This is a genomic window from Sphingobacterium sp. UT-1RO-CII-1, from assembly GCF_026711005.1.
Lineage (GTDB): Bacteria > Bacteroidota > Bacteroidia > Sphingobacteriales > Sphingobacteriaceae > Sphingobacterium.
In genome coordinates, this window is record NZ_JAPPVJ010000010.1 from 59,522 (window position 1) to 81,085 (window position 21,564).

A 21,564-nucleotide genomic window follows, 5' to 3' on the forward strand; every position below is an offset into this window, starting at 1 on the left:
TGGTATCTAGAAAAATGATTTATAGAGGAGTTTTGGTTAATTTTTATTTGATGTTTTCAAACCATAGGAGAAGTTGCGTTTTGTCTTCTTTCGAGAGGTTACCATTTTTATTGAGCCATTGGTACGAAGGTAGTGGCATTGTTCCCTTTTCAATTTCGTTGACAATAGCTCTCAATTTATTCTTCTTCATTCGATGTGAATAGTTGTCAAATTCAGAAAAATTAAGTTCAGCTTTTCCTTCTACAATATGCTTTTGCATAAAATAGGTAAAAGGTTGAATGTAACTGTACCAGGGGTATTTGGTAGTATGGCTATGACAGTCGTAACAAGCTGCAATTAAAATAGATGCAATAGTTTTTGGTGTTTTATATATCTTTATAAAATCGCTAGCTGTCGCTATTTTTCGTTCATTTTTTTTAGTAGGGATGAACTGTAGTGCTGTGATAAAGATTGCAATGAGTCCCAGAATTCTCTTTAAAGTGTTCTTCTTTGACATTGTCTTTTGTCTAAATCAATTGATCGGAATAATATGTAAAGGTTGGTAGAAAAATGCTTACTACCAACCTTTTAGACTATTAGCCTTGAGGTGATATTTTTTGTTTTGTTGTTCCACACTTTAACATCGAACTACCAAATAATGGGTTTAATAGCTCTTCTTGATTGCTCAACCACATACCTCCTTTATTGTCGTTATACATAGGGCAATACTGTTCGTATATTTCACGGTCCGCACCAACATTTTTAATAAGATCTTTCATGTCGTGACCGAGTGGTTCAAAATGTTCTCTTTGATGAGTTATGTCACTTTTAGCAATATGCTCACCGTGCTCTTTAATAACCTCAATAATCTCTTTTACTTCAGATGATCCACTTCCTGATAGGTTGGATAGACTGGCCGTTAGGGCTTCACCAGCTTTTGCAGCTTCTGCTTGGTTATCTTCTTGTAAAGCTTTTTTGATTGCAAAGTATGCATCTAAGACGGGAGCAGCAGCGTCAGATTTCGTCACTTCTGTTAGCTCATAATCCCCCTTGTCTTTAGCATGGTCGTGATCAGCATGACTGTGGTCGTGATCGTCATGGTGGGCTACTTCTGTTTTCGTTTCCGAATTACTTGACGGATTGCATGAAGCAAAGATCAATGCGGCGATAAAAGCCATTAATAGTGTTTTTTTCATGATAATTTAATTTAGATAAAGTTTTATAAGTTTATTTATTTTATTGTTTTCTTAACTTCCCCACATTTTAACATAGATGCTCCATAGTAAGGGTTTAATACTTGATCTTCCTTACTAAGCCAATCTGCTCCTTGATCATTATTTGCCATTGGACAATGTTGTAGGTACATATTTTGACCGAGAGGACCTATGGCTTCTACTAATTCTATAAAAACATTGGATAGCTCATGAAAGTTTGTCCTGAGTTGATCTATGTTGTTTGATTTAGTGATTTCACTGGTTTTAAGCGCATTTTTCTCTGATGCTTTACTTAATGCATTATGTGCTTCATGTGGCAATTTCATTAAGTTATCTTTGTTCCATAATCCTGTTAAGCTCAGGTATTCTTTCTTGGCATTTGCGAAATCATCGTTTACCAGGGCGTCTTTGATTTTAAAGTAGCGTTCCATAATTGGGCTGAAAATCGATTGCTGATCCAGTGTTAAACTTAGTTTTGGCATATTTAAACGTTGGGTAGCAGGATGCACATGGTTCATCATGCTGGGTTTGTTAGCAAGCTGGGCAGCTGCATCTACACTAAAAGTACCTTCTACAACAATTTCTTCACCTACTTCCAAGCCCTCTTCTATGACATAGCTTTCATCCAATGATGCTCCTAATACAACTGGTCGCATTTCAAAACCGACATTTTTTTCGGTGGCATGTTTGATGTAAACCACAGAATGCTTACCTGTCCACATTACCGCAGTTTTTGGCACCACAATTTTGTTTGTTCCCAGCGCTAATTTTGATTGCACTAAACCGTTTATCAACATCTCGGGCTTAAAATCTAAGTTGGGATTTTTAATAAGTATTCGCGCTTTTAATGTACGTGTTTCGGGGTTGAGTATGGGCTCAATAAAGTCTATAGTAGCTTTAAACTCTTTGCCTGGCATAGAGGGAAGGTCATAAAGGATATTCATTCCTCTTTTTACAAATGATGCATCTTTTTCGTAAATGTCAAATTCTCCCCATAGGTTATTCAGCTGTGCTAGTTTGAAAATGGGCGAGCCAGCTTGTAGATAATCTCCCTTGTCGATTAGTTTCTCTACCATATACCCATTATGATTAGCAAATATAGGCATGTTTTCTACGACGACGCCTTTAGTAATCATATTGTCTATTTGCTGTGGTTGTATCTTCCAAAGTAATAGCTTTTCACGAACAGCTTCATACATTCCAGGATAATTATCTTTGTTTTGGTAAGCTTGTAAAAGTTCTTTTTGTGCGTTAATTAATTCGGGCGAGTAAATGACAGCGATCTGTTGGCCGGCTTTTACATACTCACCTAAAGTGTTTACATAAAGTTCTTCCACACGGCCAGGTATGTGCGCGTTCTGTGAAAAGGTATAGCGAGGGTCTAAATTTATCTTTCCTGCCAAACGAATATCTTTTTCAATATCGCCTGTTTGTACGCTCATGGTATGTATGTTTGCCAGTTGCATAGCCGTGGGTGACATCCGAAGAGCTTCTACCGGTAGATCAGACTCTTCTTCATCTTCTAGTGGCGTAAGGTCCATACCACATAATGGACAAGTACCTGGGTGGTCTTGTCGAATTTGCGGATGCATAGAGCAGGTCCATATTGTTTCACTATCAACGGATGCTATAATGTTTTCGCTGGATTCCTCTTTTTTACCAGATAACATTTGGCCTATAAAAATACCCACGATTAAGACGACGAGTATAATGATCCAGTTTCTTTTATCGATATTTTTTATTTTGTCTATTATATTTTCCATAACCAGTCTGTTATTTCAGTGAGCTAAAGTGTAGGTATTCGGATTGTTTTTCTAATTTCAGAGCAGTTGCCTGTGTAGTGATAAGAATGTTCTCATAGGAAAATTCTTCCTGCTGTAAGCGTAATAACTCTTCAAAATCTTGTCCTGCAGTACTATAATATGTCAAGAGTAATTCCTTGGCTTTTTTTACTTTTTCAATTTGTTTGCTGTATAGATCCAATTCTTGATTTGCTTGTATTAATTGGTTTTCGATTTGGTTACGCTCTCTATACAGTTGGTTGATCGCCCAATCCCTTTCTTGTTCATAGGCTTCGCCTAGCAATTTAGTTTCCTGTATTTTAGCTTTATATTTTTTTCTAAAAATCGGGATAGACATACTTACCATGGGCATGAAGTCGTTGCGTGCAGGGTTCATACGCATATATTCTACTCCTAGACCAATTGTAGGTAGGCTTTCTTTTTCTGCTACTTTTGTACGTACATCCATCTCCTCCTTCTTTAGTGTAATTGCCTGTATTTCGGGGTGTGTATTGATATCTGCTTCTCGTAAAATAGCTTTGTAGCGCTGTGACTCTATCTGTATCGGTTCGTTTTCATTACGCTGTACCAGACGATTTAAACCGTACACTAATGCTTCTTTTTTTTGTTCCAATAATGTTATTTGTATAGCTGCATTTTCTTTTGCCAACTCTGCACGCACTACATCGACCATATTGCCTTTTGCAGTTGATAATTTATGGGTAGCTAATTTTTCAAACTCGCTATAAACCTGTACATTTTTCTTTTGCAGGCTTATGAGTTGTTCTGCCTCCTGAATATCATAATAAAGCGTACTTACATCAACCATGATTTGTTTTTGTAAAGCAGCAATATTTTGGTAATTACTTCGTACAGCGACTCTGCTGGCTTCTTTTTGTAATTTAGTAGTGCCAAACCAAGCGAAATTTTGCATTAATGATACGTTCAAACGTTCCATGCTACTTGATGAAGGGTTGAACCCTACACTTAAAGAAGGATCTTGCCATTTACTAGCCTGTTCCTCCTGTGTTTTCAGGGCTTCGTGTTTTGTTAGTTCACTTTTTAGCTGCGGATGGTTATCCATTGCCAATTCCACGAAGTGCTCTAAACTTTGTGCCGAAGCCTTATATGTAAAGCCTAATAATAATAAGGCTGCTAAAAATTTCGTGCTCATTTATTACTTTTCTTAAATTGTTTTTCTTTTTGTATGGCATATAATGTCGGAACGATGTAGAAGGTAATGCAAGCCATTAACATTCCTCCGAAAGCAGGAATGGCCATTGGGATCATAATATCCGAACCTCGCCCAGCTGAAGTTAAAACGGGCAATAAGGCAATAATAGTTGTTGCTGATGTCATGACAGCAGGTCTTATTCGTTTCGCTGCTCCATCAATTACCTTTTCACGGATTTCTTCAATGCTTGTGGGTTTACTATCAGCGAAGGACTGATCAAGGTAGGTTGCCATCAGTACGCCATCATCTGTTGCTAATCCAAATAGCGCAATAAAACCTACCCATACAGCGACACTAAGATTGATTGTCTGAACCTGAAAAAGTTGCTGCATCGGTACTCCGAAAATGTGAAAATCTAAAAACCAAGATTGACCATATAGCCAGATTAAAATAAAACCGCCTGTAAAAGCTAGAGCTATAGAGGTGAAAACCATAAAAGAAGTAGCAACAGAGCGGAATTGGAAATAAAGAATTAGAAAAACTACAATTAAAACCAAGGGAATAATAAAAGCAAAACGTTTTTGTGCACGCACTTGGTTTTCGTAGTTTCCTGCTATTTCGTAGGTGACGCCCTCTGGTACGGTAATTTTCCGTTCAGCAATCTGTTCTTCGATAGTGCGGTATACATCATTCGCAACATTAGTTTCGGCAAAACCATCCTGTTTATCAAAGAGAACATAGCTAGTCAAGAAAGTGTTCTCACTTTTTATTTCTTGCGGACCTTGTGTGTATTCTATTTTTACAACATTTCCTAAAGGTATTTGTAAGCCCTTACTGTTAGATACCATAATATTCTCCAGCTCGTTCGGGTCATCCCGCAGTGCGCGTGGATAGCGTACACGTACGTTATAACGCTGACGCCCCTCTACAGTTGTCGTAACGGTCATTCCCCCAATGGCTGTTTCAATAGTCGACTGAACATCTTCTATTGTCAATCCGTAACGGCCCAAGCTGTGTCTATCTATGTCTAAATGTATATAAGGTTTTCCTACTACACGTTCGGCAAAGACGGCTTCTTTCTTAACGCTTGGTATTCCTTTTAGTAGTCCTTCCAAATCCATCCCGAAAGATTCTATACTTTCTAAACTCGGACCATGAACTTTTATTCCCATAGGGGCACTCATACCTGTTGCCAACATGACGATACGTGTTTCTATAGGTTGTAGTTTTGGCGCAGAAGTCACACCTGGTATTTTAGCAACACGTGTAACCTCATTCCAAATATCATTGGGGTTTCGGATGCTGCTGCGCCAATTTCGGAAGGGTAGCCCTCTAGCGTCTGCAATCAGGATTTCAGTAGATTGCCCACTTTCTAATATCGCATCATTGCTTAAAGTATCTCCAGTTGAAGTAATAAAGTGTCCTTTTTTATTTGTTTTAAAACGCAACTGTTTGCCATCTTTTATTGCAAATTCACTTTTATAGTTAATCACGTTCTCAAACATAGAAACAGGAGCCGGATCCATAGGTGATTCCGCTCTACCCAATTTTCCGACGGTCATTTCCACCTCAGGGATACTGCTGATTAGCTGATCCAGTTGGGCAACAACTTTTTGGTTGTATTCTACGCCTGAATGGGGCATAGAAGTTGGCATTAACAAGAAAGTCCCTTCGTCGAGGGCAGGCATGAATTCGTTACCAACACCTGGAAAAGTATGCGCGATAGCAGACCAAGCTTTGTTTGCTCGGATGTTATAGTTCATCTTATCGAAGCCTTTCTCTATAAAGCCAAACACAGACGAAAAACCAAACCATATAACTATCCCGAAAGCAACTAAGGTTATGGGTAGTGCTAAGAATGCCTTTTTATGGACTAAACACCAGCGTAATATACTGGTGAAACTATACTGTATCCATTGAAAGAAGCCTAAAATCAAAGCGGTTAAACAGATAACAAATATAAAGTTTAGTGTCCAGCCTTTCACAGTACCCAGCGGCATCCAATAAGATGTAAGTGCGCTAGCTACGAGTAAGGCAACGAGAATAATTTCAATATGTGTCCATATTAATGCCAACCATTTGTTTTGTGGCTCTACGTGCGTATGTGTTTTTATGAGTCCAATAACAGCAAAAGCAATGAGTACAATAGACCCTGTATATATGCTATTGATGAGTCCTAAAACAGCAATCGCAATTAAAATGATATGAAAGGCTGTTGTGAACTTTTTGGTGCGTATTTTAAGATCAAATAACCAATAGATTAACGTAGGTAATATAAATAAGGCAACAATCAGTGCTGCTACTATGGCAAAAGTTTTTGTATAAGCTAAGGGGCCGAATAGTTTACCCTCTGCTGCTTGCAATGTGAAAACAGGAAGGAAACTAATGGCTGTAGTAGCAACGGCTGTAATGATTGCCGAAGACACCTCTTTAGCACCTTCATATATTTGATCAACTAGGCTTTGCTCAGGCTTACTATCCATTTTTTTAATAACATTTTCAGATAGAATGATGCCTAAGTCAACCATCGTACCAATGGCAATAGCAATACCTGATAAAGCTACAATATTCGCATCAATACCAAAACCTTTCATTGCCATAAATACTAGTAAAACACCGAAAGGTAGTAGTGAGGAAATCACTATAGACATACGTAGATTATATACCATAACGATGATAACCAGTACGGTAATCAGTACTTGCAGCGCTAAGGCATCTTTTAAAGTGTCCAGTGTTTCATAAATAAGTTCCGAACGATCATAGAATGGAACGATCGTTAGTTTACTCTCTCGTCCGTCTGATAACGTCTTACTGGGAAGGCCTGGGGATATTTCTTCTATTTTATCTTTTAATGATTGTATAACTGCCATTGGATTTGATCCGTATCGGCTGACGACCACACCGCCGACCACTTCGGCTCCGTCTTTATCCAGTGAGCCCCGTTTAGCTGCCGGGCCTAAATTTATTTTTGCAAGTTGCCCCACTCGTATCGGAACAGCATTTACTTCTTTGACGACCGCTTGTTCTATATCGGCTATACTTTTAATATAACCTAGTCCACGAATAAGGTATTCCGCTTGGTTAATTTCCATTGTTTGTGCGCCAACATCTCTGTTTGACCGGCTCACAACATCTCCAATTTCACTGATAGAAATACCATATTTACGTAAAGCTGCCGGGTCTACATCGACTTGATACTCTTGAACATTACCACCTATTGACGCTACCTCAGAGACACCCTCAACAGCATTCAGTGCATACTTAACGAAAAAATCTTGAACATTACGTACTTCATGCAAGTCCCAGCCACCCGCTGGATTCCCGTCTTTGTCGCGTCCCTCTAGTGTGTACCAGTATACTTGTCCGAGTGCGGTAGCGTCTGGGCCTAGGGTTGGTTTTGTACCGTCCGGTATTAAGCCAGATGGTAATGAATTTAGTTTCTCTAGAATGCGGGACCGGGACCAATAAAACTCTATATCGTCTTCAAATATTACAGATATAGAGGAAAACCCCTGCATTGACGAGCTGCGCACATCTTTAACGCCGGGCAGTCCAAGTAGAGAAGTTGTTAAGGGATATGTTATTTGATCCTCAATATCCTGAGGTGATCGACCTTCCCATTCTGTGAAAACTATTTGTTGGTTTTCTCCAATATCTGGTAGTGCATCAACTGCGACTGGATCGGAGGGGATGAAGGGTATCTGCCATTGAAAAGGAGACATAATAATGCCGCCAAGGAAGATGCCCACCATCAAAAGAAAGGTAACAAGTCTGTTCTCTAAAAAAAACTTTATAATTTGATTGATCATTCTGAATGATTATTTCTTGTTAATTTTTAAAAGGCTGGCATTGAAAGCTACAATTATGGTACTTAAACTCATAAGGATTGCACCTATAGCCGGGCTTAATATAAAATGAGGCGCCAATACTCCAGCGGCGAGTGGAATGGCGATGATATTATAACCTACTGCCCATGCAATGTTTTGTATCATCTTTTTATAACTGCGTTTAGCGAAGTCTATAATTTTAACCACATCTCTGGGGTCACTGTGTACAAGTATAATATCAGCAGTTTCGGCGGCTACGTCTGTACCAGAACCTACAGCAATGCCGACATTTGCTTGTGCTAGTGCAGGAGCGTCATTCACACCATCGCCTGTCATAGCCACGATAGAGCCTTGCGCTTGAAAGTCTTTGATTTTTTCTTGTTTTTGGTGAGGTAATATGCTTGACATATAGCCATCCATGTTTAAACTTTCGCATACATATTTTGCGATATGTTCATTATCCCCTGTTAATAGGTGTGTTTGGATGCCCATGTCCTTTAAGGAATCTATCGTTTCTTTTGCTCCCTCTCGGATAGTATCAGCAAAAGTGATAATACCTACAGGAGTGCCATCAATAAGAAGAAAATTTACTGTTTCAACAGACTGATTGATTTGTATCGGGATATCAGGTATATCGATATTATTAGTTTTAAAATAATTTGGTCCGGCAGCGACAATTAACTTATCATTAACCTGACTTTTTACGCCCATACCTTGCATATATTCAAAATCAGATGAGGACCATAATTCCCACTTTTTCTCAGTTAGGTAATTTAAAATACCTTTTGCAATATGGTGTTCTGAGTGCTGTTGTGCTGCCGCCGCATATTGAATAATTTGTTGCTCATCGTATGCAGTATTAAGTGGAATGATGTGATGTATTACATGCGAACCTTTTGTAAGTGTTCCTGTTTTATCAAAAACTATAATATCTATATTTCTTGCTATTTCAAAGGCTGTTCGGTTTCTGATCAATAGACCATTTGTAGCAGATAATGTAGTCGATATGGAAACAACCAAAGGTATAGCTACTCCTAAAGCATGTGGACATGCGGTTACCATGACTGTAACCATACGTTCAAGTGCATAGCTTAAACTTACACCGCTACTATACCAGTATAAAAATGTCATTGAACCCGCTAGAATAGCAATGTAGGTTAGCCACTTAGCAACTGTGTCTGCCAGGTTCTGTGTTTTAGACTTTGTTTCTTGTGCTTCTTGGACGAGGTTGATAACTTTATTCAAATAACTGTCTTTACCAACTCCGGTGGCTCGCACTTTAAGCATCCCATCACCGTTAATGGAACCTGCGATTACTTTATTTCCATCTTCTTTTTTAATGGGGACGCTTTCTCCCGTAAGGAAGCTTTCATTTACATAGGAATGGCCCGCAACTACTGCACCATCGGCTGGTATTTTTTCTCCAGGTCGTATGATAAAAATATCGTCTGAATGTAAGTGATCTAAAGAAACTTCAACAATCTCGTCTCCTTTTTCTATTCGCACGGTGGAAGGAAGTAGAGCAACAAGCGACTGCAAAGCTTTCGAGGCAGCTGTCTGCGAGCGCATTTCCAACCAGTGCCCAAGCAACATAATATCAATCAGTGTTGCGAGCTCCCAAAAAAAGTCCATGCCTGCTAAGCCAAATATAACTGCCGCACTATACAAGTAGGCTACGGATATTGCTAAGGCTACTAAGGTCATCATACCAATAGCTTTAGCTTTTATTTCGCCTATCATTCCTTTAAGAAAAGGCGAACCACCATATACATATAGAAATGTTCCTAGGGCAAATAGTACGTACTTGTCTCCTGCGAAACTGATTTTGAAACCAAACCATTGCTGTATCATTTCCGACAACAATAATATTGGAATTGTTAAAACCATGGAAACCCAAAAGCGTTGTAAAAATTCGCTAGTGTGATGCCCTTCGTGTTTATTGTGTCCGTTATTCGTATGATGATGTGCATGGGATTGTGTTGTTCCGCCCATGGCAACAAGACTCATACCGCAAAGCGGACAATTACCTGGTTCGTCCTTTATAATCTGCGAATGCATAGGACAGGTATATCTTTTCATGTTTGAAAAATCTTAATAAGTGAAATTCAATAACACAGTTAAATGTTAAATGCACAGAAATACACTGCGTAGTACATTTTACATGTTATGCCGTTCGGGCAATTAACTGTGTGTTACTGCGGAAAAAAGCTTATTAAGAAATAAATTTCGGAGGGTTCCAAATGCTTTCTAAATTGACTGTAACGATGTTTCGATCTTTTAAACTAAAACTTAGCTCGTCTGTTACCGTTACTTTGTCAAAACTGAAAAGAAGTGTTGGATATAGGTTTTTTAGCTGTAAAGGAATGTTACAGCCCATTTCGTCACAAGAACTACTGCCGCAATCCTGTTCGTTATTTTCGGGAGTGTTGCAGCAATCCATGCTTGTGTTTTCTTCGGTTTCATCTGTACAGCAGCTCATCATCTCATTATCGTGTTGTGGCATATTTATATTTGCCACACTTTGTATGCTCAGCATAAGATACGGTACTAATAAAAATATGGTGACAAATAATGACTTCACTTGTTATACATGATTTAGAACGAAAGTAGTAATTTATTTTGAAATATTGAAAATTTATCTCTAAACATCCTTGTAAAGTTGCTATGCATTTATAGCATTAATGCATTGTATTGTTAAAAATAGATTTAGCTGATGCTTAAAATTAGTACCTTTAGCATCTTGAAAATCAGCGATGATTTACACCTATATTAAATAACTGCTAGTATACAGGCTTAACACGAAGCGATTGATCGAATTAAGATGGATAGTACCTTAAGATATAAAATATTACATAACATTAACATAAAGAATGAAGTTCTTGCGGGTTTAACGGTAGCGATGACCATGATCCCAGAGTCGTTATCTTTTGCAATTCTGGCAGGTTTGTCACCTTTAACGGGGCTTTATGCAGCTTTTTTAATGGGGCTTGTTACAGCCTTTTTAGGTGGACGTCCAGGCATGGTGTCTGGTGGGGCAGGTGCTACGGTCGTTGTACTTATAGCACTGGCTGCAACCCATGGGGTTCAATACCTATTTGCAGCAGTTGTTCTTGCCGGTGTATTGCAGCTTTTGGTTGGTATATTTCGACTGGGAAAGTTTGTTCGGCTTATACCGCAACCCGTTATGTATGGCTTTTTAAATGGTCTGGCTATTATTATTTTCATGGCGCAGTTGCAGCAGTTTCGTGTTGTGGATGATCCTAGCGTCTGGATGAGTGGCGAAGCATTGTATACCATGTTGGGTTTGACTTTACTGACTGTGGCTATCGTCTTGGTTTGGCCCAAAATTACAAAAGCTGTTCCTGCCTCCTTAGTAGCTATATTATTGGTTTTTGGTTTGGTTGCGGTTTTTAAGATCGACACTAAAATTGTTTTGGATATTGCTTCGGTAGGAGGTTCATTACCGTCTTTTAGTTTGCCCAATGTGCCATTCACCTGGCAAACGCTACAATTGATATTTCCCTATGCTTTAGTAATGGCGGGTGTTGGGCTTATAGAAAGCCTGTTGACACTGAATATGGTTGATGAGATCACTAATACCAAGGGAAGATCCAATCAAGAAGCTATGGCACAGGGGACAGCAAATATTGTGAATGGTTTCTTTGGTGGTATGGGGGGCTGTGCTATGGTTGCACAGACGCTCGTCAACTTAAATGCAGGTGCGCGTACTCGTATATCTGCGGCTGTGGGTGCTATAGCTATTTTATTTGTCATCCTTGTGGCATCGCCTTTTATTGAACAAATACCGATGGCAGCTTTAGTAGGAGTTATGATGATTGTTGCTATTAAAACATTTCAATGGGTGAGTTTCCGAATTATTAATAAATTTCCTCGGGCTGACATTTTTGTAGGCATACTTGTAGCTGCGATTACAGTTTTATTACACAACCTAGCTCTGGCGGTATTGGTAGGCGTAGTGGTTTCTGCTTTGGTATTTGCCTGGGATAACGCAAAACGCATACGTGCTAGAAAATATATTGATCAAGAAGGGGTTAAGCATTATGAGATTTATGGGCCTTTATTTTTTGCCTCCACGGCCACCTTCTTAGAAAAGTTTGATGTTATCAATGATCCTGATCAAGTCATAGTGGATTTCAAAGAAAGTAGAGTTGCTGATATGTCTGCGATAGATGCTTTGCACAAACTAAGCGAAAAATATGGCAAAGCAAATAAAAAATTGCGATTACGGGGCCTCAGCAATGATTGCCGTCTGTTGCTACAAAATGCCCAAGGTGTCGTTGTAATTGATATTATGGATGACGACCCAACTTATAAAGTAATGCCTGAAAAGTAAAACTTTACCATTTTCATAAAAAAATGATTTTCTATAAATTAACGGTATTCCTCCTATTAAATCCTTATCTTTAAGATACGTATACGTTAAAATTATTATTGACCCAATGAACAATTGTATAAAAAAAATGGTCTATTTGTGCATGTGCACATTTTTCCTTGCATGTGGTAATGCTGTGCAAATGGAAGGAAGTATTCCTGAAAAAGCATCTAGATTGAAGCTGGATGAAGCAACAGCTCGGAAAATATTTGATCTTCCTACCCATTGTCTTACCATTGAATATCCTAATAAAATGGGGCAGGTCTTGGGCAGCGTAGCAGACCTGAAAGGGCCTAAGGCGTTAAGGCCTATATTTTACGGCTGCTTTGATTGGCATTCTTCTGTACATGGTTATTGGTCTATTGTACGTTTATTAAAAGATTATCCTCAGCTTGATGTTGATTCTTCCGTACGGGAAGTGTTGAATGCACATATTACAAAGGAAAATCTAGAGGTTGAATTAGCATTCTTTAAAGATGAAAACAACTTATCTTTCGAGCGAACTTATGGTTGGGCTTGGCTGTTTAAGCTGCAGCAGGAGCTGTTAGGTTGGGAAGATGAAGATGCTAAACGTTGGGCTAATGTCTTACAGCCCCTAGTCACACTATTATCTGAGAGGACACAGGAGTATTTACCTAAGTTGTATTATCCTATACGCACTGGTCAACATGACAATACAGCTTTCAGCCTAAGCTTGATGTATGATTATGGTATGGCTACTGGTGATGCCCGTTTAGTGGAGGCCATCAGAAAACACAGCGTGCGGTATTATAGCGAAGATAGAAACTGTGATTTGGCCTATGAACCAAGTGGCTATGATTTTCTTTCTCCCTGTTTAGAAGAAGCTTATTTAATGAGTAAAGTGATGGAAAAAGACGAATATCGAAAATGGTTGCTTCGTTTTATACCTGAGCTTTTTGAAAATGATATTAAAACTTTAAAGCCGGTAGCGGTCAGTGATCGAACTGATGGCAAGCTAGTGCATCTGGACGGCCTAAATTTTAGTAGAGCGACTTGTCTATATGGCATCTCAGGCGTGCTGACCGAGTTGGATGCTACACTGGTGCCACTGGCCAATGAGCACTTGTCATTTTCGCTTAATAATATCGCTGATGATGATTACATGGGCAGTCATTGGTTAGGCTCTTTTGCTTTACTGGCGCTATCTGATCGGTAGTTTACTGCTTCATACTCGCCATTTTCTTTGCGGATGAAAGTTTCTTTACCAGGTTGTATATCTGTGTTTTGTGCAGCGTAGCATAACCAGCTATTATTTTCTTTTTTAACGACAAAAGTGAAAACTGTTGTGCGTGGTTGCGGTATCACACCGTCTGATGAAGGACTTTGATCTATTAATTTTATTTTAGCGTGCACGATCGCTACATCGTTACTGAGGTAGCGTACTTTCGTTTTTATAATTTTTAAAATTGAATTTTTAAAAATGACGGTCAGCCCATAATCATGGGCTTTGAAAATATCCTTTTTCTGCTGCCACCATAAACCTGTTACGTTTACAAAATCTGCATCCTCAGCAAATAGATCGGCAATTCCCTGAGCATCGTAATCGTTCCATGCTTCAGCAAAAAGTGCAGGTATTTGTTCAGGGGTTTTTACTGCTTTCATGCGTTGTTTTGTTAGTGGTACTGGTTAATTAGGCTGAGCTTATCAACCAGTAGTTATGTGAAACGATGCAAAGTACTAAAAAAAACATTAAAGCCTTTTAGGTATTGATCGGGACAGCGTTGTTTTCGATCAGCTCTATTTTAACTATCTGTATAATACTGAAGCCGTCTGCTTTACAAATAATGGGGGATAGGTTTACACCTTTTTTTGCTAGAGCCTGTAGCACTGCATTCCGAAAGGTAGATCGCGAAGAGCCCCAAACTCCATTTTCTACCAAGTCATTATTGAGCGTGATCAGCTCATGTACAGAGTAGCTGCTAAATTTATCCTGTAGATGATTAGCTAAATGTGTTGATGTTGACATACAATTTTAATTTAAAGAGTTAAACCATAAAATTGTATTCAGAGAATAATTAAGGGTGAAAATAGGCGTTAAATAACGTTTATTTTGGTATGATACCCGTATTGTTTTACCACCGTAGTGCCTACACTCGGTTGGTATTGCTTGAATGCAATTCTGAATACACTACAAAAGTAGTAGTCTTCTTTGTAAATACCTAAATATATTTTAATTAATACAAAGCATATTAATACCATGACGATTTACGTCTATTGAAATTATATTTTTATCTTGTATCTGTAATAAGTTTATATATATAATATAAAATTTCGTTATGAAGATTGTTGTATTAGATGGATATGCGCTCAACCCGGGCGATTTAAGTTGGGCAGCTCTTGAACAATTCGGAGATGTTGTCATTTATGACCGTACTTCTGTAGACCTTATTGTCGAAAGAGCCTTCGATGCAGATGTTGTCCTGACCAATAAAGTGCCGCTAAGCAGTTCGGTAATTGCTCAGCTTGATCGTTTAAAATATATTGGAGTGATGGCTACCGGCTATAATATTATCGATTTAGAAGCTGCTCGCGCCCGGGATATTATTGTTACAAATGTTCCCGGCTATAGCACAGCATCTGTTGTACAATTGACTTTTTCGCTTTTAATGGAATTGTGTTTTCGTGTACAAAGGCATAGTGATGCGGTTATGGAAGGAAAATGGGCTGCTTCTCCTGATTTTTGTTTTTGGGATTACCCCTTAGTTGAGCTGTCAGAAAAAACACTGGGTATTGTAGGTTTTGGCGCTATTGGGCAAGGTGTTGCTGATGTAGCATTAGCCTTAGGTATGCAAGTTATGGCTCATAGTCGTACAGAAACGGATCAATCTCATCGAAAAAACTTTAAGTGGGTGGGCTTGGAAGAACTGCTGACAAAATCAGATGTTATAAGTTTGCATTGCCCATTGACGCCACAAACAGAAAACCTCATTAATGCGGAGTCTATCCGTAAAATGAAAAGTACTTCGTTACTTATCAATACTTCCAGAGGTGGGCTGATTGATGCAAAAGCGTTAGCCGATGCGCTGAACGAAGGTTTGATAGCAGGAGCGGGTGTGGATGTGTTGCGTCAAGAACCGCCGGAGGTTGATCATCCACTTTTTGGTGCGAAAAATTGTTTAATTACTCCACATATTGCGTGGGCAACGAAGGAAGCTAGAGGACGTTGTATGCAAATCTTGATCGGCAATGTGAAGGCTTTTAGTAAAGGTGCCGCAGTAAACCGCGTATAGATGGATAGTAAGGTAGCCCGCATTGTTATCGCTCCGAATGCATTTAAGCATGCGCTTTCAGCTACCGAAGCAGCAGAGGCCATAGCAGAAGGATTTCATTTGAGCAAGCTAGACTGTGCTTGTACGCTTTTTCCTGTAGGTGATGGTGGCACGGGTACCGGTAGTTTGCTTGTTGCATATTTCGGAGGGAAAACATTGAGTTTGCAGGTTATGGATCCCTTAGGGAAAGATGTAGAGGCCACCTATGGTCTTATACATAACGAAACAGTCGCAGTTATCGATTTGGCAAGTGCATCAGGTATACATCTTCTAGCGGGACGTTCTTTGGATTTATTTAATGCTTCTACCTACGGAACAGGACAAATGTTTATGGATGCACTAAACCGAGGAGTGCGGAAGTTCGTTGTTGGTGTTGGCGGGACAGCCACAGTCGACGGTGGGGCAGGGCTGCTAAAAGCTTTGGGCGCTCGATTTTTAGATAGTGCCGGGCAGGAATTAGAGGCAACACCAGAGGCATTGAAAACGTTAGTTGAAATAGATCTGTTGTCTATTGACTCTCGCTTTTTAGCGAGTGAGGTACAGGTTTTGTGTGATGTGGACAATGTGCTTTTCGGCAGGCATGGAGGGCTGCGTATGTTTGCTCCCCAAAAAGGGGCAGCAGATAGTGATCTTGATATACTCGAGTTTATTTATAAAAACTATTTTAACCTTTTAGCAGGCAAAGATATAGTACATCTTGAAAGGCTGCAAGGAGGAGGTGCAGCGGGAGGGGTGGCTGCAGCATTATTTGCGTTAGGAAATGCCACGCTTTTAGATGGAGCTAGCCATTTTCTGGAGCTTACGGGCTTTAGGCAGAAATTAGAAACTGCCACGTTTGTAGTTACAGGAGAGGGGGCTTTTGACGAGCAGACTTTACATGGGAAGGCGCCTTATGCTGTCGCTAAATTGGCAAAAGAGTATAAGCTGCCTGTGCTTGCTCTAACAGGAAAGCGACCTTTGTCGTTAGAATCTTCATTTACTGACCTCTTTGATGGTATTTTTACGATAGGGGATGGGCCTTGCACGTTGTCAACAGCTTTACTTAATACAAAAGATAATTTAATAGAAACAGCTAAGCAGTTGGGGAATATTTGGGGAAAATAATCCTGTTTTACGCAAATGACTTATCTAGTTTTTTCTTTTATAGGCAACTAGATAAGTCATTTTTTTTATTGTGGTGCTTCTGTTGTCTTTAAAACATTACGGTAAGGGTAACTATAGAAAATATGTCGTCTAGCAAAACGACCGATAGAATCGGCATTGATAAATTTAATATATTCATTTTTTGTTACTCCGAAATACTCATATTTACTGCCATCCTGAAACGTGATTTCAAGCACATGTGATTTCCAGTCGTAATCTGTAATAGCAGAGTTTGCAATCGACTCTTGATAAATCGGCAATTGTTGCTCTATTGTTTCGGGGCAAATACTGATTAAGAAGTGGTAAGCTTCAATGATTTTCGTGCTTTTTTCTTCGGCCTCGATTCTACCTTCTTCATCATTTACAAACTTGTCAGGGTGACATTCTTTCATGATGTTACGGTAGCTTGATTTTAACGTTTTGAGGTCAGCCGTTTTGTCTACGTTTAAAAGCTTCCTATAATCTGTGATTTTTTTCATTGCTGCAAAGGTATGTTTTTTCCTATAAATGATTATAATGCAGTGTATTTAATTTTTGGAGCCCACGGCTTAAAATGAGTTTCTCTTTCTTGGTCTGTCTTACTAAAACAGTTATCCTTTTTAGGATACCATTTATTCTTTCTATTTTTGCGATTTAATACACTACAACCGAGAACAGAATATGCCAGTCAAAATACCAGATAATTTGCCAGCTATTGAGCTGCTTAAGAAAGAGAATATTTTTGTGATGAGTGATTTGCGTGCAAATGCACAGGATATTCGACCGATGCGTATGTTGATTTTAAATTTAATGCCCATCAAAATATCCACGGAAACTGACTTTGTACGTCTTTTATCTAATAATCCATTGCAGGTAGAGGTTGAGTTTCTTCGTTTAGAAACGCATGTGTCTAAAAATACTCCGGAAGAACATTTGGAACTTTTTTATAAAGGGTTTGGTGATATAAAGGAAAACTATTATGACGGCATGATTATTACGGGGGCTCCGGTTGAAATGCTGCGTTTCAAAGAAGTTACCTACTGGGATGAATTAACTACCATCATGGACTGGGCAAGAAAGCATGTTACATCAACACTTTACATCTGTTGGGCCTCGCAAGCAGCTTTGTATCATTTTTATGGAGTAGAGAAAGATGCCTTGGATAATAAGCTTTTCGGTGTTTTTAAACATACAGCAGCAGATAAGATGCATCCTTTGTTTAGAGGGTTTGATGATGAGTTTTATATTCCTCACAGTAGACATACAACCATTAAAAAAGAGAATTTAAAAGCGATTGACGGAGTCGATATTTTATCGGAATCTGCAGACGCTGGTGTTGCGATAATTTCTTCCCGTGGTGGCAGAGAGTTTTACTTAACAGGTCATTCTGAATATGCTCCGCTTACTTTGGATGAAGAATACAAAAGGGATTTAGAAAAAGGACAGGAAATAGCCGTGCCCGATAATTACTATGTAGATGACAATCCTTCCAACCCACCTTTAGTGCGCTGGACGGGACATGCTAATCTGTTGTTTAATAATTGGCTTAACTATTTTGTATACCAAGAAACCCCTTATGATCTGAAAGATGTAGAGCATTTGGGCGACATCAAGAATTATAGTTAGAAAATCATTTATATAATTTTGTGTAAAAGTATAGCCTGCATCTAAAAAGATTGCAGGCTATTATATTATATAAGCAGGAGGTTATCTACTGTTTTAATCCCCTATAATCTTATTGCTGGATATACTTCATATATATGTTTATTGAGCGGGAATAAAAAAATCAATAAAAATAAACCTGTTATACCTGCTTCTAGTATTTCTGCATTTTTACCTGACGGTATCAGGCTAATGGATATAAATAATAGTAAACAAGCAATGATTTGGTAATTACGGGCTATAGGTATACCAATGTGGTCGCAAAACTGTTTTACTTTTTCTTTTTTACGGTATAGAAAGGGTAGTATTAAGAGATAAAAACCAATCGAGACAACCATTAGTTGGGAGAAGATCAATTTATTTATTTTAGTGCTACCCACCACCATATTATGAAGATTGGTTTCTCCCTGTGCATTGTGTTTTTGAAAAAACTCAGAGCTTTCTACATTAAATATTCGTTGACCCCAACTGATTTCTTCGCCTGCTATAAAAACAGAGAAAATGGCGATGAGTGCTAATGTCGCTATAAAAGATCTATTCTTTGTGTTTTTCAGTTTGATTGCGCGGACGATGGCGTAAAGAGCTGCAATCAGTAGTGGGACTAATGTCCAGTTCTCTACGAATCCATCTTCTACCGCATATACGTTTTCGAACCAGTCAACATCGATCAATGCGATCACTACAGCGCTGCCAACAAGTGTACCCGTGAATACGAGTACGAGAATCTCTATAACTGTTAAATGAAGGATTTTGAACATACAACAAATGTAGGTCAATTTCCTATTCAAAATATTGACTATTGTAATAAGATGGTCAGAAAAACTATTTTATTTATCTGTTTTTAAACTTTTGTGATGTAGTTAATATCTTTATCCGAATACCCTGAATTTTATTTTTTTTTGCTTTAAAAAGATAGTGAGAACTATGATGCCCCCTTTTATTTGTTTTTAACATCCTGATTTTTTGCTGCCAGATATTTATATATTTCTATCTGTGAGCGATGAGGTGGATGATCATTCGTGACATAATTATTACTCAGCTCGTTGTTCAGTTGTCGTGCTTTTATGTTGTCTTTTAATTGTAGAGCCAACATGTCTATCAGTTCATTTTTAATCTTTTTGTTCGTGATTCGAACAGCCGCTTCGACCCGATGATCTAGGTTTCTAGTCATCCAATCTGCCGAAGATATGTATACAAACTGTTTGCCTGAGGCATAAAAATACATTACACGAGCATGCTCCAAATATTCGTCTACAATGCTTATTGCATTAATAGGTGTTTTAAATTTCTTTTGATTGGTCGCGCAGTATATTCCTCTAACTATGAGCTCGATTATAACACCTGCTTCGGCAGCTTCATATAGTTTTTTTATAAGAATCTTGTCGCTTAAAGAGTTCACTTTAACCACCATGTGTGCTTTCTTTCCGGCTAGCGCTTCTTTTATTTCATGGTCAATATGATTGATGATTGCTGTGCGCATATCTGTGGGGCAGACGATTAATGTTCTGCAAGGCAGTAAATCCTGGTAAATATCTGGTTTTACTTTTTTTAGTGCTGAAAAAATTTTATTAATATCGGCCATTGTAGAACGGTTGCTGGTCATTAAGCAATAATCGCCATATATTTTTGCTGTTTTTTCATTGATATTGCCTGTACTCACAAAACCATATTGTACTGTGGTGTTTTGTACTCTTTTTTTAATTATACAGAGCTTTGCATGTACTTTTTTATGGGGTATGCCCAGTAAAACTTTAATACCTTCTACTTCAAATATATCTTTCCATTCCAAATTGTTCTCTTCATCAAAACGGGCACGAAGTTCGAGCATAACCACCACTTCTTTTCCGTTTCTAGCTGCATTGACCAATGCATTTGCAATTTTAGAGTTTTTAGCCATTCGGTATACCGTAATGTGTATAGAGCGCACATGTGGGTCTATGGCTGCTTCGCGCAGCATGTCAATAACAGGGTGGAAATTATGGTAAGGGAAAGATAATAGAACATCCTTAGTCATTAATACATCACTGATACGTTGTTTGCCGTCAAAATCCGGATGGTCGAAAGGAGTTCTATCTTTTGATTGGGCTTTGGTTTTAAACACCTTAGGGAAGTCCATGAAATGTTTAAAATTGTGTATTTTTTGCCCTGGGATAATACTGTCTTTTTTAGAAAGATTAAGTTTACGTACAATAAATTCCAGTAGGTTTGGATCCATCTCTTTGTCAAATACAAATCGGGTAGGTTTACCTTTCCGGCGGTTCTTTACTCCTTTTTCTATTTTTTCTACTAAAGTCGTATTGATATCATTGTCGATATCAAATTCAGCATCTTTAGTTACTTTAAAAGAATTGGCTTTAAAGCTGTCGAATCCGAAATAAGAAAAAATATAGGGCAGATTTAATTTAATGACATCTTCTAGCAATATAACATGTTTTTCGCTTTTCGGAGAAGGCAGTATAATGAATCTTCCGTTACTTCCAGTCGGTACTTCAATGGCGGCTAGTTTAGTCTCATATTCCCAATCTGCTTTACGCATTGCTATGCCCAGATATAGGCTTTTGTCCCTCAGATACGGCATTGGGCGTGATTCGTCCAGCATCAGTGGGATAACATTCGACTCTACTTCTTCTGCATAGTATTCTTTTACAAATTGCTGTTGTTTTTCATCCAGCTGGTGCGCAGCTTTGATAAATACCTTTTCTTTGGCCATCTCTTTTTGTATGTCCAGCCATGCTTTATCAAATCTTTGTTGTTGCTTTATAACACGTTTATTTAGTTCTTCTAATATAGCTTGTGGGGTGTCATAGAATATTTCTTTAGCATCTTTTTCGCTATACAGCATAGCACGTTTTAAACCAGCGACACGCACGCGAAAAAACTCATCCAAGTTGTTGGAAAAAATCCCCAAAAACTTGATACGTTCTGCTAATGGTACAGTAATGTCCTCTGCTTCTTGTAATACTCTGCCATTGAAGCTTAACCAGCTGATATCTCGAGGAATATATTTTTTGATCATATGTTGAATTCAAGGATCTTGCCTTGTTGTAAATTTAGCTTTAATATGTGTTTTAAATGTAAGGTAAATGTTAAATAGATGTTAACTATTTTTTAAGCGTTCGTTT

17 protein-coding genes and 1 riboswitch are annotated in these 21,564 nt (G+C 38.5%); of the genes, 5 read left to right on the forward strand and 12 right to left on the reverse strand.

The features are described from left to right. Window positions 1–43: 43 nt before the first annotated feature. From ORI89_RS17755 to ORI89_RS17785, 7 genes are all read right to left on the reverse strand, one after another. Complete coding sequence (locus tag ORI89_RS17755) at window positions 44–496, reverse strand: heme-binding domain-containing protein (RefSeq protein WP_268231862.1); 453 nt, start codon at window positions 494–496, stop codon at window positions 44–46. 79 nt (window positions 497–575) lie between these two features. Further along, on the reverse strand, window positions 576–1,175 hold the full coding sequence (locus ORI89_RS17760) for a DUF3347 domain-containing protein (protein WP_268231863.1): 600 nt from the start codon (window positions 1,173–1,175) through the stop codon (window positions 576–578). 35 nt (window positions 1,176–1,210) lie between these two features. Further along, complete coding sequence (locus ORI89_RS17765) at window positions 1,211–2,956, reverse strand: efflux RND transporter periplasmic adaptor subunit (RefSeq protein ID WP_268231864.1); 1,746 nt, start codon at window positions 2,954–2,956, stop codon at window positions 1,211–1,213. A 10-nt stretch (window positions 2,957–2,966) separates the two neighbouring features. Next, entirely contained in the window at window positions 2,967–4,148 is a 1,182-nt protein-coding gene (locus tag ORI89_RS17770) for a TolC family protein (protein ID WP_268231865.1), read from the reverse strand. Further along, window positions 4,145–7,957: an efflux RND transporter permease subunit gene (locus tag ORI89_RS17775; protein WP_268231866.1), complete on the reverse strand. Its 3,813-nt coding sequence runs from the start codon at window positions 7,955–7,957 to the stop codon at window positions 4,145–4,147. Before ORI89_RS17775 ends, ORI89_RS17770 begins: the two co-directional genes overlap by 4 nt. Window positions 7,958–7,966: 9 nt before the next feature. Next, on the reverse strand, window positions 7,967–10,054 hold the full coding sequence (locus tag ORI89_RS17780) for a heavy metal translocating P-type ATPase (protein WP_268231867.1): 2,088 nt from the start codon (window positions 10,052–10,054) through the stop codon (window positions 7,967–7,969). Window positions 10,055–10,187: 133 nt separating this feature from the next. Beyond that, the gene (locus tag ORI89_RS17785; RefSeq protein WP_268231868.1) at window positions 10,188–10,493 is read right to left on the reverse strand and encodes a hypothetical protein; all 306 of its coding nucleotides are present in this window, start codon (window positions 10,491–10,493) and stop codon (window positions 10,188–10,190) included. A 303-nt stretch (window positions 10,494–10,796) separates the two neighbouring features. Between ORI89_RS17785 and ORI89_RS17790 the strand changes: the two genes are divergently transcribed. Continuing rightward, on the forward strand, window positions 10,797–12,329 hold the full coding sequence (locus tag ORI89_RS17790; RefSeq protein WP_268231869.1) for a SulP family inorganic anion transporter: 1,533 nt from the start codon (window positions 10,797–10,799) through the stop codon (window positions 12,327–12,329). Window positions 12,330–12,471: 142 nt separating this feature from the next. After that, entirely contained in the window at window positions 12,472–13,545 is a 1,074-nt protein-coding gene (locus tag ORI89_RS17795; protein ID WP_268231870.1) for a DUF2891 domain-containing protein, read from the forward strand. Here the strand turns inward: ORI89_RS17795 and ORI89_RS17800 are convergent. Beyond that, window positions 13,500–13,991, reverse strand: coding sequence for an SgcJ/EcaC family oxidoreductase (locus tag ORI89_RS17800; RefSeq protein ID WP_268231871.1), 492 nt, complete (start codon window positions 13,989–13,991; stop codon window positions 13,500–13,502). The genes ORI89_RS17795 and ORI89_RS17800 overlap by 46 nt on opposite strands. 97 nt (window positions 13,992–14,088) lie before the next feature. Further along, complete coding sequence (locus ORI89_RS17805) at window positions 14,089–14,355, reverse strand: hypothetical protein (protein WP_268231872.1); 267 nt, start codon at window positions 14,353–14,355, stop codon at window positions 14,089–14,091. A 70-nt stretch (window positions 14,356–14,425) separates the two neighbouring features. Then, a riboswitch (SAM-I-IV-variant riboswitch) is annotated at window positions 14,426–14,521 on the reverse strand. Between the two features lie 144 nt (window positions 14,522–14,665). On the opposite strand from ORI89_RS17805, the gene ORI89_RS17810 reads away from it, so the two are divergent. Next, the gene (locus ORI89_RS17810; RefSeq protein WP_268231873.1) at window positions 14,666–15,619 is read left to right on the forward strand and encodes a D-2-hydroxyacid dehydrogenase; all 954 of its coding nucleotides are present in this window, start codon (window positions 14,666–14,668) and stop codon (window positions 15,617–15,619) included. Next, on the forward strand, window positions 15,620–16,762 hold the full coding sequence (locus tag ORI89_RS17815; protein ID WP_268231874.1) for a glycerate kinase family protein: 1,143 nt from the start codon (window positions 15,620–15,622) through the stop codon (window positions 16,760–16,762). A 65-nt stretch (window positions 16,763–16,827) separates the two neighbouring features. Here ORI89_RS17815 and ORI89_RS17820 read toward each other — a convergent pair whose 3' ends face one another. Next, window positions 16,828–17,280: a KTSC domain-containing protein gene (locus ORI89_RS17820; RefSeq protein ID WP_268231875.1), complete on the reverse strand. Its 453-nt coding sequence runs from the start codon at window positions 17,278–17,280 to the stop codon at window positions 16,828–16,830. A gap of 181 nt (window positions 17,281–17,461) precedes the next feature. Here ORI89_RS17820 and metA point away from each other — a divergent pair, with 181 nt between their 5' ends. Beyond that, on the forward strand, window positions 17,462–18,406 hold the full coding sequence (gene metA, locus ORI89_RS17825) for a homoserine O-acetyltransferase MetA (RefSeq protein WP_268231876.1): 945 nt from the start codon (window positions 17,462–17,464) through the stop codon (window positions 18,404–18,406). Between the two features lie 101 nt (window positions 18,407–18,507). On the opposite strand, the gene ORI89_RS17830 is transcribed toward metA, so the two are convergent. Beyond that, window positions 18,508–19,200 carry a hypothetical protein gene (locus tag ORI89_RS17830; protein WP_268231877.1) on the reverse strand — a complete coding sequence of 231 codons (693 nt, stop codon included), beginning with the start codon at window positions 19,198–19,200 and terminating at the stop codon, window positions 18,508–18,510. 179 nt (window positions 19,201–19,379) lie between these two features. Beyond that, window positions 19,380–21,458, reverse strand: coding sequence for a polyphosphate kinase 1 (gene ppk1, locus ORI89_RS17835; protein ID WP_268231878.1), 2,079 nt, complete (start codon window positions 21,456–21,458; stop codon window positions 19,380–19,382). Window positions 21,459–21,564 lie beyond the last annotated feature (106 nt).